Source organism: Streptomyces sp. NPDC052496 (assembly GCF_040679095.1).
Taxonomy (GTDB): Bacteria; Actinomycetota; Actinomycetes; order Streptomycetales; family Streptomycetaceae; genus Streptomyces.
This window is the reverse complement of record NZ_JBFAUH010000048.1, coordinates 25,641-42,223: the sequence shown is the minus strand read 5'-3', so window position 1 is coordinate 42,223 and position 16,583 is coordinate 25,641. Positions and strand designations below refer to the sequence as shown.

Genomic DNA, 16,583 nt, shown 5'->3' with positions numbered 1-16,583 from the left:
GTGACTCCGCTGCGCTCCGCCGGTGGCCACCGCCGCTACTCCCGTTATCAGCTGCGTATCGCGGCCCGTGCCCGTGAGCTCGTCGACCAGGGCACCCCTATCGAGGCTGCCTGTCGCATCATCATCCTCGAAGACCAGCTCGAAGAGGCCCAGCGGATCAACGCCGAATACCGCCGCGCCGCCGAACGCCCGGACCCGCCGACCGAGCCCTGAGACGGACGGGGCCAAGGATTCCGCGAGAGTTCCGCGGCCCCACCCGCACGCGGTCCGGAACGCCGGCCCGGCACACGCGTGCCTCAGCCGGCCACCGGCTGCGGCACCCCCCGCTCGGCGCCTTCCTTGAGTACGAGGGAGAGCAGGCCCGGGAAGCGGCGGTCCAGTTCCTGCGCGCGCAGCGAGTTGACCCGGCGGGTGCCTTCGTCCCGCTGGCTGATGACGCCCGCCTCGCGCAGCACCCGCAGGTGGCGGCTGAGCGCGGACTTGGCGATGGGCAGGTCGAAGGTGCCGCAGGGCACCGCCGACTCGGTGGCGAGCTTGAGGACGATGCTCAGCCGGACCGGGTCGGTGAGCGCGCTCATGACGGCGAACAGGTCGAAGTCCTGCTCGGCGGGGTGGAGCAGCGGGGAGGACGTACGGCTGGCCATGTGCTCAGTATCCCCCACCGTCCCGCCCGGGTGACCGCCCCGGCCTCATGTTCACTTATTCGCGAACATGGGCTACGGTCGTGATCACCGCTCGACCGAGCGCCGCACCGTGTGTCCGGTGAAAGGAATCCACCATGCCCGCGCACGCCCCCTCCGCCGCCCCGATCGGCGTCGGCATCATCGGCCTCAGCGCCAACGGCGGCTGGGCCGCCCGCGCCCACCTGCCCGCACTCGCCGCCGTACCGGGGTACGAACTGCGCGCCCTGTCCGCCAGTACGCCCGAATCCGCGCGGGCGGCGGGCGAGAAGTACGGCGTCCCGCTGGCCTTCGGCAGCGCCGCGGAACTCGTACGCCGCGACGAGGTCGACCTCGTGGTCGTCTCCGTGAAGGTCCCGCACCACCGCGAACTGGTGCTGGCCGCCCTCGAAGCCGGCAAGGCGGTGCTCAGCGAGTGGCCGCTGGGCAACGGCCTCGCGGAGACCGAGGAACTGGCCGCCGTCGCCGAGGCCAGGGGCCTCCGTACGTTCGTCGGGCTCCAGGCCCGCTCGGCGCCACCGGTCCGCTACGTACGGGACCTGATCGCCGACGGGTACGTCGGGGACGTCCTGTCCACCAGCCTCATCGCCTCGGGCCGCGGCTGGGGGCCGCTGTCCCAGCCGGGCGGCGCCTACCTCCTCGACCGCCGGAACGGCGCCTCCCTGCTCACCATCCCCTTCGGGCACACCGTCGACGCCCTGACCATGACCCTGGGCGAGTTCACCGACCTCAACGCCACCATGGCGACCCGCCGCCCGAAGGTGCGGGACGCGGCGACCGGCGAGCCGGCGCGGATGGACGTGCCGGACCAGATCGCCGTCAACGGTGTCCTCGAAGGGGGCGCGGTGGCCTCGGTCCACTTCCGCGGCGGCCTGTCCCGCGCCACCAACTTCCACTGGGAGATCAACGGAACCGCCGGCGACCTGCTCATCACCGGCGACTCGGGTCATCTGCAGTTCGGCCAGGTCACCGTGCACGGCGCACGGGGCGAGGAAACGGAGCTCGCGGAACTGCCGGTTCCGAACTCGTACGACGCGGCACTCCCCGCGCTCGCCGGCCGCTCCACGGAAATGGCGTACACCGTGGCGCACGCCTACGAACAGATCCGGGCCGACCTCACGGACGGCACCCACCACGCCCCGGACTTCGCCCACGCCGTACGCAGCCACCGCCTGCTCGACCGCATCGAGCGCGCCGCCGGCTTCTGAGAGCCGGCCCGGCCCGGCGGCTCGTGCGAGCCCGGCGGCTCGGCCGGGCCTGCGCCTCAGGCGCTGCCCGCCTCCTTGTGGCCGCGGTCGTCGCAGGGCAGGGAGGCGCCGGGGGCGTCGGTGTGGAAGTCGCGGGCGGTCTGGTGTTCGACGTCGCTGATGGCGGTGGAGCCGACGGAGATGGCGCCGCCGAAGGGCCGTTCGGCGTCGTGGACGAGCAGCAGGGTGGCGGTGAGCAGGGCGGTCGCCATGGCCAGGGCGGCGAGCTGGGGCCGGTTGCGGCGTCTGGGGATGCACAGGCTCAGGGAGATGACGGTGATGGAGAGCAGGACGAGCATGAACCAGTAGACCGCCGGGGGGACCGCCGCGGTCGACTCCGTCAGCCGTGCCTGGCGGGCCTTGGCCCGGGAGTCGTCCGCCCCCACGAGCATGCCGAAGGCGCTCTTGTCCGGGCCGATGTCCTTGAAGGCGGCGCGCAGATCGGCGGTCCAGACGCTGGGCACCGAGGAGCTGTGCCCGTCCGCCATGGTCGGCCATTCGTAGTGGCGTACCGCCCGGGTGTAGCAGATGACATCGGCCTGGACCCGGCGGCGCTGTGCTGCGTCGGGGAGGTATTCCGCCGTCTCCGCGAGGTGGTCGGCCGCGTTGGCCTCGCTGTGCACGGCCTCCTCGGCCCGGTTGTAGGAGCCGGCGGCGGTGGCCAGCACGAAGGCGAGGATCAGTACGGTCAGGGTCTGCACCGGGCCCAGCAGATCCTTGACCGACAGGCCCTCGTCGTCGGCTTCGTCGTCCCGGCGGCGCAGGAAATGGTGGGCGATCAGGCCGAGGATCAGGGCGATCACGGCCACCACGATGGTGACGGTCATGAGGAAGTCTCCGGGGCGGGGTCAGGGCTCGACGCCGGTGGTCTTTTCCCACTGCCTTTGCCGGACGGCGGCGACCGGCATACGGGTTCGCCCACTCGGTCACCCGTACGAGCGACATTTCCGGAGCCCCTGGAGGTACCGGACCGGCCGCCCCTGCGTCAGCGGCCCTCCAGCCGCCACCACTGGCCCGGGCGGTCCCGGTCCTCCCACTGCTGGACGTTGGCCCCCGGCTCCGTACTGTCGTCGGCGACCTCCAGCAGCAGCCCGCTGGCGTAATTGGCCAGCGTGAACGTGCCGGGCGCGGCCACGTCCTGCTCCAGCAGCCACTCCTGCGCGCCGTAGTGGTTGGCCTTCCACTGCTGGACGTTGGCGCCGTTCTCGGTGGAGGCGCCCGTGACGTCCAGGCGCTTGCCGCTGTTCACGTTGGTCAGATGGCGCAGCCCGCTGCCGGGGTGGACCTCCGTGACCCGCCACAGCTGGGCCGGTGAACCGTCCTCCGTGCCCTGCCGCACGTTCGCCCCGCTGCCCTTGCGGCCGTCCTCGACCTCCAGCAGCAGGCCGCTGCCCACATTGCGCAGCACATACGTCCCCTCGCCGACCGCCGCAAGACCCTCGGCACCCCTCACGTCCGCCCCTTTTTCCGCTGTCGCGGCCCAGCGCCGCCAGTTCGCTCAAGTGTACGAATGCGGGTGAGGGTGCTGTGGTTGCCGCGCCGCGGGAGTACGCCGGAGGCGTTCCGAATCATGATCGTCGGGGCCGCGGAGGAGGCCGCTCGAAAATGGTCATGGTGCAGCCGCTGCGTTGACTGGCCCGGAGCCAATATACTCGGCATGGCTTCGGACGCCTGTCGCACGACGGACGGGCTCCGATCGAGGCTGCCTGGGTTGGGTGATGCGGGGGATCGCCCGACTCGGGTCCAGCCGCAGCCCGGCCGCTCCTCCCGGCCCGCGTCAGCGGGTGGTGGGGGGAAGGGAGGAGCGCCGGGCGGAACGGCGCCGGGCGGGGGGCTTGGCGCCGTTCCTCTTACCTGCCGCAATGTGCCTGCCGCAGTCCGGAAGAATCCTCAGCCCGTGCGCGTGCCCGCCACGCACGCCGCGCCTTCCAGGCGGAGGAGCTGCTCCTTGCGGTGCAGGCCGCCCGCGTAGCCGGTGAGCGTGCCGTCGGCGCCGATGACGCGGTGGCAGGGGCGGACGATCAGCAGTGGGTTGCGGCCGATGGCGGTGCCGACCGCGCGGACCGCGGCGCGCGGGGCGCCGATGCGGGTGGCGATGTCGCCATAGGTGTACGTCTCGCCGTACGGGACGGCCTCCAGCGCCTGCCAGACGCGCTGCTGGAACGGGGTGCCGCCGGGCACGTACGCGAGGTCGAAACGGGTGCGGCGGCCCTCGAAGTAGGCGGTGAGCTGCGCGGCGATCTCCGCGAAGGCGGCCGGGTCGTGGCTCCAGGCCCCGTCGACGGTGGCGCCGCCCTTCTGGTCCGGTACGGACAGGGAGGCCAGCGCAGTGCCGCCGGGCGCGGTGGCGGACCGCTCGCCCACCAGCAGCAGGTCACCCAGCGGGCTGCCGAGTGTCGTGTGGACCGTCGTGGCCGTCATCGTCCGGCCCCTTTCTCTGTGCTCTCGTGCCGTTCACCGGCTCGTCCGTCACCTCCACTGTGCCGCCGCGCAGACGCGACGGCTGGCGGAATCCGGACGTCGCATTCCCGCCGGTCACGGCAGGACGGAGGCGGCGGGAGCATCGAGACGGACGGACGCGGGCGGGCGGACGAGGCCGGCACCGCAGCGGCGCGGTCACCCGCCGGGCAGGCCACGGCAGCGTATCGCGCTCCCGGCAGCGCCCACCCGCCCCCGCGGCCCGGCCCCGCCCCGCAGCCGGCCCCCCTCTCCGCTGCTCGCGCGCGCCATGACCGGCCCCGATCCTGGGCAGGATGACCATGAGGAACCCCGACCGGCCGTGTGCGGCGGCGAGGCGGGGGAGCCGGGGGCGGCCGGACCGGGGACCGGTCGAGGGGCTCCGGCGCACCCGTTACGATCGGCGGCATCGTGGCCGTCGCCGGGAGGAAGAGATGGGCTTGTTCCGCCGTGGACCGAAGCGGGATCCGCGCGAAGCCCCGCGCGACGGGGAGTTCGCGTTCTTCTCGGAGCGGGAGGGCGGCGTCTTCCGGTCCCAGGTCCGGCAGGCGTTCGCCGAACGCGGCCTGGAGGTCACGGTGTACGCGGGTGTGGTCGCCGACTCCGGCGGCCGCCGGTTCGGCCTGGGCAACCTCGCCGCGGTCTGCCACCGCGACCGGCGCGGCGAGCGGGTGTGGCCGGCGATGATCCGCGACCACGTGGGCAAGGTGCTGCGCACGATGGACGGGCCGCAGCCGATGGAGACGCTGTCGGAGGACGAGATCCGGGCCCGGCTGTTCCCGCGGGTGGTCGCCGAGGACACGCTGCCGCCCGCGGACTCCTTCCGGTACGGGCACGCGCCCGCGCCCGGGCTGCGCGAGGTGCTGGCCCTGGACCTGCCGGAGGCCGTGCAGATGCTCAGCGAGGACTCGCTGGCGGACCTCGGCGAAGTGCCCGAGCTGCGCATCAGGGCGCTGAACAACCTGCGCGCGCTGCCGGTCGAGGGGCACGAGACGGTACGGCGCGGGGACGGCTCGGCCTTCGAGGTGGTGCTGGGCGACTCGTTCTTCACCGCCAGCCGGGTGCTGGTCCTGGAGGACCTGGTCGAACGGGTCATGGGGACGCCGCTGACCGAGGACGGCGCGCTGGTCGCGCTGCCCTTCCGCCATCAGCTGGCCTTCCACCCCATCCATGACGCGCAGGTCGTTCCGGCGCTCCAGGCCATGGCGCAGTTCGCCGCGGCGGGCCACGCGGACGCGGCGGGCGCGATCAGTCCCAACGTGTACTGGTGGCGGCGCGGTGCGATGACGCGGCTGAGCGAGCCGGACGGGGACGGACTGCGGGTGGTCGTGGACGTCGACTTCCAGGACATGCTGGAGCGGCTGGTGCAGGACGAGGCGTGAGCACGGCGGCCTGGCTCCTGCGCCGGGTGCGAAAACACTTGGTAAAGGACCGCCCCGGCGGGGAACCCCGGCCGTGATCCTGTCGTTCTCCCGTGTGAGGCCCCGCGTCATCCCCCGTGCGCGGGGCCTCACCAGCTCCGTACGCGGGCGCCCCGGCCGGCCTCAGTCGCCCAGCCGCGCCCGCTCCTCCTCACTGAACAGCCGCGAGCGGATCAGGAAGCGCACCCCTTCGGGAGCTTCGAGGGAGAAACCCCCGCCGCGCCCCGGTACGACGTCCACCGTCAGATGGGTGTGCCGCCAGCGGGCGAACTGGTCCGCCGCCATCCAGAAGTCCACCGCCTCGGCGACGCCCGGCACGCACAGCCGCCCCAGCAGCACGTCCGCCGCGCCCGTACGGAACTCGCCCGCCGGGTAACACATCGGGGAGCTGCCGTCGCAGCACCCGCCCGACTGATGGAACATCAGCGGTCCGTGCGCCTCACGCAGCCGCCGGATCAGCTCCTCGGCCGCCGGGGTCAGCGCGATGCGTTCGACGCGTCGCTCCGTCCCGGCGCTCATGGCGTCCACCGGAGCCGTTCCGGGGGCCCGAGCCGTGTCCTGGGCCTGCTGCGGTTCATGTGCCACTCCTTCGCCGTTCGTCCGGATCAGGTGCGGTACGCCTCCGGGTGCCCGCCGCGGAGGCGGCCGGTCCGCGCTGCGGTGCCGACGCTGCGAGCAGTGTAGTGGCGGGCGTTCAGTGGACGGAGAGGCCGCCGTCCACGAAGAGCGCCTGCCCGGTGACATACGCCGAGGCGCGGCTCGCGAGGAAGACCGCGGCGCCCGCGAAGTCCTCGGCGACGCCGTTGCGGCCGGCCATGGTGCGGGCGGCCAGCGCCGCCACCTGCTCAGGGTCGGACGACAGCCGGGCGTTCAGCGGCGTCATCACGAAGCCCGGTACGAGCGTGTTGCACGTGACGCCGTACGGTGACCACGCCTCGGCCTGAGAGCGGGCCAGCGACTCCAGCGCCCCCTTGGACACCCCGTACGCGCCGCTCTGGACGAACGCCCGGTGCGCCTGCTGGGACGTGATGTGGATGATCCTGCCGAACCCCCGCTCGGCCATGCAGGGGCCGAAGCGCTGCCCCAGGAGGTAGGGCGCCTCCAGGTTGACCGCCATCGTGCGGTCCCACACCTCGTCGTCCAGCTCGCTCATCGGCGGACGCAGGTTGATCCCGGCGCAGTTGACGAGGATGTCGGGCTCGCCGAAGACCCCGGCCGCCTCGTCGGCCGCCGCGCGCACGGCCGCCCGCGTCCCGAGGTCGGCGCTGACCCACCCGGCCCGGCAGCCCTCGGCCGTCAGCTCCTCGACGGTGGCCCTGAGCTCCGCCTCCTTGCGCGCCACGGCTACGACGCTCGCGCCGGACCGGGCGAGGGCGCCGGTGAGGGAACGCCCGATTCCGGAGCTGCCGCCGGTCACCACGGCAACCATGCCGTCCAGCGAGAACAGGTCGGTGAGGTAGGTGTTCGAGGTCATTGCCGCACCTTAGACGGGGGTGCAGCGCCCGCATGCTCCGGGGGGACGGTGCGGATGCCTTTCGGGAACGGCGGCTGACGAGGTGTCGGGCACGGTCCGGAGCCCAGGGCCGGACCGCGGCCCGGCCTCCCGGAATCCCGCCGTCGGCCTCCTGGAACCCGGCCCTCGGCAGTCCGGAACCAGCCGTCAGGGGAGCTGAACCGGCCGTTCTTGGCCCGGTCGGCCGTAGCCGTCCGGGCAGGGCGCGTATCAGGATGAAAGATAGACGAACCTGTCGGGTGTATGGACGTCCCGACATATTCATGTCTATGGGGAGGGCTGTCGATGCCGTTAACCGGTCGTGAAGCGGAGCTGGCCCGGCTGGACGGGCTGATCGGGCGGGCCGGCGGCGGCGTACCGGTGATCGTCGCGGTGCGGGGGGAGCGGGGCGCCGGCAAGAGCGCGCTGCTGGAGGAAGCCGCAGCCCGCGCCGCGGACGCGGGCTTCCAGGTGAGGACCGCCGCGGGCGGCCCGGCCGTACGGGACTCCCTGTTCGCCGCGGCCCGCCAGGCCCTCGGCCGCCCGGACGACGACGGACCGCAGTCCCTGGACGGCTACGTCGGCCTGGGCCGGGACCTGATGGCACGCGCGCCCCTCGCGGTGTGCGTCGACGACCTCCTGGACGTGGACGCCTCGTCGGCGCGCTGGCTGGTGGCCCTGGCCTCGCTCGACCGGCCCGTACCCCTGCTGGTCGTCGGCGCGGTCGGCGACGACGCGGGATGCGGCCGGCCGGCCGGAGTGGCCGAACTCCTCGCCCGCGCCGAGCACATCGAACTGGCCGGCCTGCCGGCGGACGCGATCGCCGGCTTCGCCGCGCTGCGGTGCGGCCTCACCCTCGACGCCGCCGCGGCCGCCGTGTGCCACGAACTGACCGGCGGCAACCCCGGACTGCTGCTGGCCCACCTCGCGGGCCGCCCGGGCACGGCCGTCACGGCCCGTGAACTGCGCGGCCCGGTCGGCCCCGAAGCCCTGCGATGTACCCGGCCGTGGCTCGACGACCTGCCCCGACCAGCCCTGGCCATGGCCAGGGCTGTCGCGGTTCTGGGGGACAGTGCGGAGGTCGCCCACGCCGCCACGCTCGCCGAACTGCCGGTGTCCGAGGCGCTGCACGCGATCGACACGCTCGTGGCACGCCAGGTGCTCGCCAACCGGGTGCCGCCGGCGTTCCGCCACCCGCTGCTGGGTGCCGCGGTGCTCGCCGGAATGCCCGTCGGCTCCCGGATAGCCGCGCACCTGAAGGTGGCCCGGATCATGCGTGACGAGCAGTGGGGCGCGGAACGGATCGCCCAGCAGCTCGCCGCGGCCGGCCCGACCGGCCTGGACTGGGCCGTCGAGCCGCTGCGCAGCGCCGCCCGCAAACTGCTGCACGAGGGACGGGCCGAGGAGGCCAGCCGCTACCTGCGGTGCGTGCTGCGGGACCGGCTGCCCGCGGACGTCCGCTCGGCCGTACGGCGCGAACTGGCCGAGGCCGAGACCTTCGTCGACCCCGACCTCGCGTTCAGTGAACTGGACACCCTGCTGCGCGAGTCCGAGGACCCCGAAGTCTGCGCCGAACTGGCGCTGGACGTCGCCGGGATGCTGATCGACCGGGCCAGGCCGGCGGACGCCGCCTCCGTACTGGACGAGACGGCCGGCCGGATCGGCACCGGCCACCCGGCGGCGGTGCGCAGGCTCACGCTCCGCAAGGCGACCGTCTCCCTGCTCGACCCGGCGGGCCCCTCGGCGGAGGCCCGCCGGCTGGCGGACGCCCCCGAGCCGGCCGGCGGCGGACGGAGCCGGGAACTGGCCAACCTGCGCGCCGCGATCGCCGCCGACCGGGGAACGGACCGGCAGGCGGCCCTCGCCCCGGCCCGGCAGGCGCTGGCCGGTGTCGAGGACGGCGACCTCGCCCGCATCTGGCAGAGCTGCGCCGCCCTGATCCGCGCCGACGAACTCGTCGAGGCCCGGGCCCACTGCTGGCGCACCGGCCGGCTCAGCCGCGCCATGTCCGGCCGCCGGGCCTGCCTGACGGCGGACATCTTCCGCGCCCGGATCTGCCGGATCGCCGGGGACCTGCCGGGCGCCGTGGCGATCCTGCGGCCGGTGGTCGAGGAGATCGGCCCCAGCAGCACCGCCCTGCCGATCATCACCGGCTTCGCGGTGGCCGGCCTGGTGGAGGCGCTGGCGCTGGCCGGCGACCAGGACGAGGCCGCCGCCCTGCTGGCCACGCACGGCCCCGCGGAACACGGGCCGGACGACGGCCTGCACGGCCGCTACGAGGGCCCGTACCTGCTCGCCGCACGGGCGGCCCTGTGGCGGCTGCGCGGCGAACCGGGCCGCGCGGCCGACGACCTGCTGGCGGCCGGGCGGCAGCTGGTGCGCCGGGGCGCCGTCAACCCGGCGGTCGTACCGTGGCGTTCCCGCGCGGCGCTCGCGCTGGCCGCCGACGGGGCCGCCGACCGGGCCGAGACGCTGGCGCGCGAGGAGCTGGAGGCCGCCCGCCGGTGGGGCACGGCCCGCACGATCGGCGTGGCCCGGCACGCGCTGGCGATGACCCGGTCGGGCGAGCGCCGGCGCACGCTGCTGGCCGAGGCGGTGCGCCACCTCGAAGCGTCGCCCGCCCGCCTGGAGCTCGCGGTGGCCAGGGCCGACCTGGCCGCGGCGTTGCGCGCCGCGGGCCGGACGGCCGAGGCGGACCGGGAGGGTGCCGCGGCGCTGGCCCTGGCCGGGGAGTGCGGTGCCGCGCCGCTGGTCCGCCGGCTGCGTACGGCGGCGGAGCCCGCCCCGGCCCACGACAAACCGGTGCGTACGCATCCGCTGCTGACACCGCAGGAACTGAAGATCGCCGGGCTGGCGCGGGGCGGCCACACCAACCGGCAGATCTCCCAGATGCTGTTCCTGACCATGCGTACGGTGGAGTTCCACCTGTCCGGTGTCTACCGGAAGCTGGGCATCTCGGGGCGCCAGGAACTGGCCGCGGCGATCCCGGCGGAGCCGTCCGCCGTACCGCCGGACGACCGGGCCCGCCCGACGGCCCAGCCTGCCGACGGCCGCACCCGCCGCACCGGGCCGGAACCGTGCTCCTGCTCCCGCACCGGCCAGCCCGAGCCGCCGTGCCCGGACACCCCGGTCCGGCCTTCCCGGTGGCACGACGACTCCCGGCCCGGGGAGCTGCGGCCCAGCCCGACGAGGTGACGGGCGGGCCCGGTCGTCCCGCGATCCTGGCGGACCGTGCCGCCCGGATCAGCGGCCCCGGCCGCCCCGATCAGCGGACCGGCAGCGACGCCAGGTCGCTGACGATCCGCCCGGCCAGGAAGCGCAGGTGGTTCTCCTGGTCCAGGGTCAGGCCGAGCCGGTTGTTGGCCAGGTGCGCGCAGCGCAGCAGGATCAGCGTGGTGGCCGGGTGCGGCAGCGCGGCCAGGTCGGGGCCCTGGTTCAGCGGTGAGCGCGCCCACTCGGAGGTGAACGTGCCGGAGTCCTCCCAGCCGCTGAGCCGCTCCCGCAGCCGGCGCAGCGATCGCAGCCAGTGCGCCTGTGGGGTCGCTCCGGTGGGGTCGGGGGCGAGCTGCCACACCCGGAGCGCGCGTTCCCGCAGGTGCCGGCGCCGGGCCTGGTAGTGCTCCTCGGCGGCGGCGGGTTCGGCGCCGTTCGCGTACGGGATGAGCGGCTGCCCGCTCGCCACCCACTGCGCGCGCAGCTCGTCGCACAGGGCCAGTACGGCCAGCATGAGGTCCAGGGCGATCGCCGCCCGCTGCTGACCGGACGCGCCGGCCGCGACCAGCGCCAGGGCCAGTTCGCTGGACTCCTGGAAGTGCTCCTCGGTGGCGGCCATGGCCGCGCCGTGCCCGTACACCGCGTGCTCGCGCCGGTACGGCAGGAACGCGACCGTGTTGTTCGGGCGCAGGTCCCGGTCGTGCTCCGGAAGGTCCTCCAGGGCGGCCAGTTCGTCGGCGAGTCCGCGGTACCGCGTGCGGTCCACCGTGTCGGGAGCCGGGTGGTCCCGCAGGAAGGCGCCGATCGCGGTGGCGGCCCGCTGCCGTACCTCGTGGGAGGCCGCCTCCCCGGTGGGCAGCAGCCGCAGCCGTACGTGCGGGCCGCCCTCCCAGTACCGCAGGAAGAAGTACCGGTGCAGCAGCCCGTCCGCGGACAGGCCGCTGACCAGGGGCCGTACGCAGTCGGTGAGCAGGGTGTCGTGGCCGGTGTCCTGGAAGACGTGGGCGCACACCCAGTCGGACGCGCCGGCGGTGCCGGGGTCCAGCGGGCGGTCAGCGGCGGGCATGGTGACCGACCTCCACGAGGTGTTCGGTGACGCGGGTTCCGGCGTCCCCGTAGTGCGGCGCGTCGGACGGGTCGGGCAGTGCCTCCTGGAGGAACAGCAGATGGCCCTCCTCCGCCAGCATCCGCTCGAACAACCCGGTCAGCAGCAGGTTCGCGAAGTCGATGTACAGCGGTTTGCGCGACTTGAGCTGCCAGACGTTGCCGCCGGACAGCGACGACGGGTCCAGCGCACGGACGAAACAGCGCTCCGGGATGCCGTGTTCGCGCAGCCAGCCGGCCAGCCGCAGCAGATACGGGCGGTCCGCCTCGCCCTTGGCGCGTACCGGCGCCTCGTCGGTGCGGAACACCCACTGGCGGCGGCTGACCGTGACCGTACCGATCGTGATCCTGGGCTCGCGCAGCACGCCCTGCGCGGTGGCGGGGGAGATGTCGCCGAACATCCGCCGGCCGGGGATCAGCAGGGTCGGGGTGTCACCGAACGCCTGGATCAGCAGCCGCATCGCCGGCGGCAGCCAGAACTCCGCGATCAGACTGGGGTGCACCGGCCGCACCTCGCGGTCGCGGGTGCGCGACCACAGGACGAGGAGGTCCAGTACGGGGTCGTGGCGGACCTCCAGATCACGCAGCGGGATACGCCGCTCCGCCGGGCGGGGGCCCGCCGCACCGGGGTAGTCGATCTCGTCGGTCACCATCAGGTCACGCAGGCCCACATTGCTGCCGTAGTGGCGGCAGGTGTCCGCCAGGATCACCTCACCGGGCGGGCCGGACGGCTCGCCCGCCACGGTGACACCGGCCTGGCCGAGCAGCCGGCGGATCCGGTCCCGGCCCCGCCCGTGCCCCGCGTTGACGGCGTTCACCACGAACCCGGCCGGACCTTCCGTACCACCGGTCAGCTGGCCGTAGAACGCCACCGAGCCGGGCGGCCGCATCCACGCCGGCCAGTTGTCGGCCAGCGCCGCCAGCCGGGCGGGGTCGACGTGCAGCACCCCGTCGGCGTCCGGCCGCGCGTTCAGGACCGCGCCGGTGAGGGCGGCCCGTACCCGCAGCAGCTCCTTGATCCGGGGCAGCGGGCTGTCGGCGAGCGGCGCGTAGCCGTGCTGCGAGACCGACAGCAGGCCGGGCAACTGCGGGTCGGTGCGCAGCTCTTCCTGTACGGCGCGGTGGAACGCGAGGAACGGCACACCGGCGCCGCACCTGAAGCGGGCGGTGAACAGCCGGGCCAGCGCCACCCGGCCGGGCAGCGCCGGGTCGAGCGCCGCGTAGCAGCGGCGCACGGTGTCCAGGTCGTCCAGCACCGGTTCCCACTGCTGCCGGTCCTGGGCCGGAGGTGGCCCGACGAGCAGGGCGTTCTCGATGATGTGGTTCTTGGGCGGCACGATGACCCGCTCCGGTCCGACGAGTTCGGCGACCCGCTCCAGTGCCTGGTGGATCTCGTGGTTGCGGCGGTGGCGGTCGTCCGGACCGGTCAGCTCCGGATAGCCGTCCAGCAGCGCGGCCACCTCCTTGAGCCGCGCCGACACCTCGGCCAGGCCAGGGCCCCCGGTGTCCACCCAGGCCCGCAGCTCGGCGAGCGGGTCCGCAGCCTGCTCGGAGAACGGGGCCACGACCTCCAGCACACCGAGTTCGGTCAGCCGCGCGAGGTAGCGCTCGGCCTGTTCCGGTGCGGCGCCGCTGCGCTCGGCCAGGTGGGCGGCGATCTCGCGGCGCGTCCGGGCGCCGTCGGCGGCGAAGTCCAGGCAGGCCTGCACCGGCGCGGACACCGGCAGGGTGCGCAGCGGCTCCTCCTCGCCCGGCCCCAGGAACTCCCAGTGGCCGTCCGCCAGGAGGGCGCTCGGGTTGACCCGCAGCCGCATGCCGGGCGCCAGCGCCGGATGCTCGCGCAGCTGCCGGACGAGCTGCTGGACGACCCACAGGTTGACCTCGACGGTGTCGCGCACCGCGAGCCCGGCCGCGTCCTCGCGCGGGCCGTCCCACCGGCCCAGCCCGCTGACGGTGAAGGTGCTGAACGGGCTGGTCTTGGCCGCCACCCGGGACAGGTACTTGGCCAGCCGGAGCGCCAGCTTCCGGTCCGGCGCGGTGCCTTCGGGGCGCGCCAGCCACTTGCGCAGCTGCTCGTGGAGCACCGGGCTGCCCTGGATCAGACCGTGCCGGAACACCGGCTGCGCGGCCGCCTCGCGCAGGGCGGCCCGGCGGTCGGCCGCGTCCTGGGGGAGCAGCCGGTCCAGGCGGGCGGTGTCCTGCCGGTGGGCCGCCAGGAGCTGCGACCACCGTTCGACCTCCGCCGTCACCTCGGCGGGCAGGGCGGCGCGTACCTCGTCGTTCCAGCAGCGCTCGCCCGGTGTCCGCTGGTTGTGCACCGCCCGGCGCAGCGCGACCAGCGCCGGCTTGACGGCGGGGTCCTGGCCGATCAGCTCGTACAGCGCGTCGGACAGGCGCGCGCCCCGCTCGGCCAGTTCGCGCGCGCCGTCGAGTAGCGCGCCGGTCCGCCGCCACACCTCTTCCGACCGCAAACCGTCCAGCACCGACACCGGCAGACCGCCGATGCGTACGCCGAACGTGTCCGCGACGTGGAAGCCACTCATCGTTGTCCCTGCCTTCGCGTGCGGGTCGGTTCTGGTCGTGCGGACGGGCGGACCCGGCCGTGCTGCGTGCGGGGGTGCCCGGCCGTCCGGGGGAGGGGCGGCCGGAGCGTCACGGGAACGGGTGCGGGTGCGGGTTGACGTCCTCCGGCTCCAGCGGCCCGTCCCGGAGGCCGAGCCGGGCCGGCAGTTCGTACAGCCGCGGCAGGCCGTGCGTACGGCTCATCCGGTGTCCGAAGGTCATCGGCAGCAGCCCCGGAATGATCACCTTCGCGCAGGCGAAGCCGGCGGCGCGGTGCTCGTCGGTGCTCTGGTCGACGACGATCACGTCCAGGCCGCGCCCGGTGAAGCGCTCGACCACCTCGGCGAGGTCGTCGCGCAGGTCCGCGTGGCGCGGCCGGCACGTCGCACGGGAGAACGCCTCGGCCACCGGCAGCGCCGCGTCCTCCCCGGGCAGGAAGCCGAACCGGTCGAAGGCGTCCGGGTGGCAGTACAGCAGCGCGTGGTCGCGCATCTCCCGCACCTGGTACGGGTCGGCGACCATCGCCTCGATCCGGCGCAGTTCCTCGCGGTAGGCGGCGCGGTTCCAGCCCAGGTTCGCGGTCAGCTCCAACAGGCCGTTGAGCAGCGCCTTCTCGGGGTCGAAATGGGCTCCGGCGGCACAGATCGCGGCGGGCTCCAGCCCGTCCCCGGGATGGACGGCCATCACCCAGGACGTGGCGATGCCGTGCTCGGGCGTGGTGGCGAACGCGGCGACCCGGTGCCCGGTGTCCTGCCGGATGCGTTCCACCAGCAGCCGGACCGCCGGATCGGCCACCGTGTCCAGGTCCACGCGCGGCACCGGCAGCCGGGCGTACCAGGTGAGCAGGAACGCGTCCCGCTCGGCCAGTTCCAGGATGCCGTGCAGCGCGGCCTCCTCCAGACAGCCGCCGAGGGCACAGCCGTTGGAGACCTCGTAGGCCAGCGGGCGGGCCGTGTCGTTGCCGTGCCGGGTGCGGTAGTACGCGTAGTCCTCGGGCACCAGCACGGGGCCGCCGCGGCCGAAGGAGTGCCCCCGGACCCAGTTGATCTCCAGGTCGGGCGTGAAGGGCGGGTAGGGGAACTCCGGGTCCGCGTACCGGTCCGGCGGGTACAGCCCCAGATCGGTCGGGCAGACCGCACGGTCGGCGACCTGCTCGTATCCCGCGCGCACGGTCGTGCGCCGGCCGCCCGGCCGCGCGCCGCCCAGCCGCTCCAGCGCCTCGGCGAGCGCGGTGCGTTCACACCCGCTGTAGTCCAGGCCGCGGCCGAAGCCCGCCTCCTGGATGCCGTCGGGCAGCCGCAGCGGCGCGGAGACCATCGGGTAGGCGTAATCGGTGCGTACGTCCAGCTGCCGGACGATGCCGGTGTGCCCGTCCACGTACGTCCGCAGCAGGCCGTCCCAGTCGGCGTCCAGGCTGCGCACGCGGTAGGTGTCCCGGTCGAGCTTGGGCCGCGGGGCGTCCATCAGGACCGGCGGCTCGTCGTCGGGGAGGTTGCCGCACCGGGGGCAGCAGGGGTCGGGCAGGAACGGGTGGGAATCGGCGGTGAGGCCGGCCAGACCGATGATGGTGATCGCGTTGCGGGTGCCGGCGCGCTCCGGGTCGTCGAGCATGGCGGCGGCCTCCGCCTCCACGACGGCCGCGACCGTGTCACGCGCCCACGCGGACAGCAGCGGCGACGGCCGTTCGGCGAGCTGGTCACCGTGGCGGCGCAGCAGCTCGGCCCGCGGGCTGTCCGGTCCCAGGGCACGTTGCCTGCGGGTACGGGCGCACTGCGCGCACCCTGGCCGCCCCGGCAGCACCAGCGGCCCCACGACGACGTTGCCCAGCTCCACCCGGACGGGCAGCCACGGCAGGTCCGGGCGGCCGGCCGTGTCGGCATGGTGCCAGCCGTCGGCCACGGTGAGCAGTCCGGCACACCGGTCGCTGTCCTCGGCGGCCGTGGGCTGCCGGCGGGAGACCGCGTCGCGGACCGCCTGGGCGAGCAGCCCCTCGCCCCGCACCGCGAGTCCGGCCGGCCGGTCCGCCACGTTCCCCTCCTGCATCCTTCGTACGTCCCGTCTTTCCGGTCCCGTCAGTGACACCGGGCCGTGCCCGACGCGCGGAACGCGCCGGACACGGCCCTGCCGTGCAGCCTGATCAGCAGCAGCAACAAGAGCAGCAGCTCGCGGGCGAGCCCTTCGAGGTGCAGTTGGATGCGCCGATCTCGACCATGGCGTGGCCGACGTTGATCGACTCCAGGGAGGAGCCGGGGGCGGTCGGCAGGATGTCGAGCTGGTCCACGCTCAGGTCGTCGAGGTCCAGCACCAGGTTCGCGTCCATGTCGTGTCCCTCCTTCCTATGTGGGTGACGGTTGCGGACGGCGGTCGCCCGCTGTCCGAGCTGATTCTTCGGTCCGCGGGGGCCCCG

Annotated in this window: 13 protein-coding genes and 1 pseudogene; 4 read left to right on the top strand and 10 right to left on the bottom strand. The window is 74.3% G+C overall.

What is annotated here, in order from left to right; translation table 11 throughout:
- Window positions 1–213 (top strand): annotated as a pseudogene (locus tag AB0L45_RS37800) (MerR family transcriptional regulator); the annotation flags it as partial.
- Between the two features lie 83 nt (window positions 214–296).
- Here AB0L45_RS37800 and AB0L45_RS37795 read toward each other — a convergent pair.
- Window positions 297–644 (bottom strand): ArsR family transcriptional regulator, encoded by a 348-nt coding sequence (locus AB0L45_RS37795; protein WP_365848309.1) that lies wholly within the window; start codon window positions 642–644, stop codon window positions 297–299.
- A gap of 134 nt (window positions 645–778) precedes the next feature.
- On the opposite strand from AB0L45_RS37795, the gene AB0L45_RS37790 reads away from it, so the two are divergent.
- Window positions 779–1,888, top strand: coding sequence for a Gfo/Idh/MocA family oxidoreductase (locus AB0L45_RS37790; protein ID WP_365848308.1), 1,110 nt, complete (start codon window positions 779–781; stop codon window positions 1,886–1,888).
- Window positions 1,889–1,944: 56 nt separating this feature from the next.
- On the opposite strand, the gene AB0L45_RS37785 is transcribed toward AB0L45_RS37790, so the two are convergent.
- The 3 genes from AB0L45_RS37785 to AB0L45_RS37775 all read right to left on the bottom strand — a co-directional run bounded on the left by AB0L45_RS37785 (window position 1,945) and on the right by AB0L45_RS37775 (window position 4,348).
- Window positions 1,945–2,754: a hypothetical protein gene (locus AB0L45_RS37785; RefSeq protein WP_365848307.1), complete on the bottom strand. Its 810-nt coding sequence runs from the start codon at window positions 2,752–2,754 to the stop codon at window positions 1,945–1,947.
- A 158-nt stretch (window positions 2,755–2,912) separates the two neighbouring features.
- Window positions 2,913–3,380: an RICIN domain-containing protein gene (locus AB0L45_RS37780; protein WP_365848306.1), complete on the bottom strand. Its 468-nt coding sequence runs from the start codon at window positions 3,378–3,380 to the stop codon at window positions 2,913–2,915.
- A 437-nt stretch (window positions 3,381–3,817) separates the two neighbouring features.
- Window positions 3,818–4,348 carry a methylated-DNA--[protein]-cysteine S-methyltransferase gene (locus tag AB0L45_RS37775; protein ID WP_365848305.1) on the bottom strand — a complete coding sequence of 177 codons (531 nt, stop codon included), beginning with the start codon at window positions 4,346–4,348 and terminating at the stop codon, window positions 3,818–3,820.
- 470 nt (window positions 4,349–4,818) lie between these two features.
- Between AB0L45_RS37775 and AB0L45_RS37770 the strand changes: the two genes are divergently transcribed.
- Window positions 4,819–5,766 (top strand): hypothetical protein, encoded by a 948-nt coding sequence (locus tag AB0L45_RS37770; RefSeq protein WP_365848304.1) that lies wholly within the window; start codon window positions 4,819–4,821, stop codon window positions 5,764–5,766.
- Window positions 5,767–5,928: 162 nt separating this feature from the next.
- Here AB0L45_RS37770 and AB0L45_RS37765 read toward each other — a convergent pair whose 3' ends face one another.
- Both AB0L45_RS37765 and AB0L45_RS37760 read right to left on the bottom strand, forming a co-directional pair.
- Window positions 5,929–6,324, bottom strand: a complete 396-nt coding sequence (locus tag AB0L45_RS37765; protein ID WP_365848303.1) for a DUF779 domain-containing protein — start codon at window positions 6,322–6,324, stop codon at window positions 5,929–5,931.
- Between the two features lie 175 nt (window positions 6,325–6,499).
- Window positions 6,500–7,279: an SDR family oxidoreductase gene (locus tag AB0L45_RS37760; RefSeq protein ID WP_365848302.1), complete on the bottom strand. Its 780-nt coding sequence runs from the start codon at window positions 7,277–7,279 to the stop codon at window positions 6,500–6,502.
- A 324-nt stretch (window positions 7,280–7,603) separates the two neighbouring features.
- On the opposite strand from AB0L45_RS37760, the gene AB0L45_RS37755 reads away from it, so the two are divergent.
- The gene (locus tag AB0L45_RS37755; RefSeq protein ID WP_365848301.1) at window positions 7,604–10,492 is read left to right on the top strand and encodes a LuxR C-terminal-related transcriptional regulator; all 2,889 of its coding nucleotides are present in this window, start codon (window positions 7,604–7,606) and stop codon (window positions 10,490–10,492) included.
- Between the two features lie 70 nt (window positions 10,493–10,562).
- Here AB0L45_RS37755 and AB0L45_RS37750 read toward each other — a convergent pair whose 3' ends face one another.
- The 4 genes from AB0L45_RS37750 to AB0L45_RS37735 form a co-directional block, all read right to left on the bottom strand.
- Entirely contained in the window at window positions 10,563–11,576 is a 1,014-nt protein-coding gene (locus tag AB0L45_RS37750; protein ID WP_365848300.1) for a lantibiotic dehydratase C-terminal domain-containing protein, read from the bottom strand.
- Window positions 11,563–14,157, bottom strand: coding sequence for a lantibiotic dehydratase (locus tag AB0L45_RS37745; RefSeq protein WP_365848299.1), 2,595 nt, complete (start codon window positions 14,155–14,157; stop codon window positions 11,563–11,565). The genes AB0L45_RS37750 and AB0L45_RS37745 overlap by 14 nt, the downstream gene beginning before the upstream one ends.
- A 109-nt stretch (window positions 14,158–14,266) precedes the next feature.
- Complete coding sequence (locus AB0L45_RS37740; RefSeq protein ID WP_365848298.1) at window positions 14,267–16,204, bottom strand: TOMM precursor leader peptide-binding protein; 1,938 nt, start codon at window positions 16,202–16,204, stop codon at window positions 14,267–14,269.
- A gap of 109 nt (window positions 16,205–16,313) precedes the next feature.
- Window positions 16,314–16,496 carry a hypothetical protein gene (locus tag AB0L45_RS37735; RefSeq protein ID WP_365848297.1) on the bottom strand — a complete coding sequence of 61 codons (183 nt, stop codon included), beginning with the start codon at window positions 16,494–16,496 and terminating at the stop codon, window positions 16,314–16,316.
- Window positions 16,497–16,583: the final 87 nt, after the last annotated feature.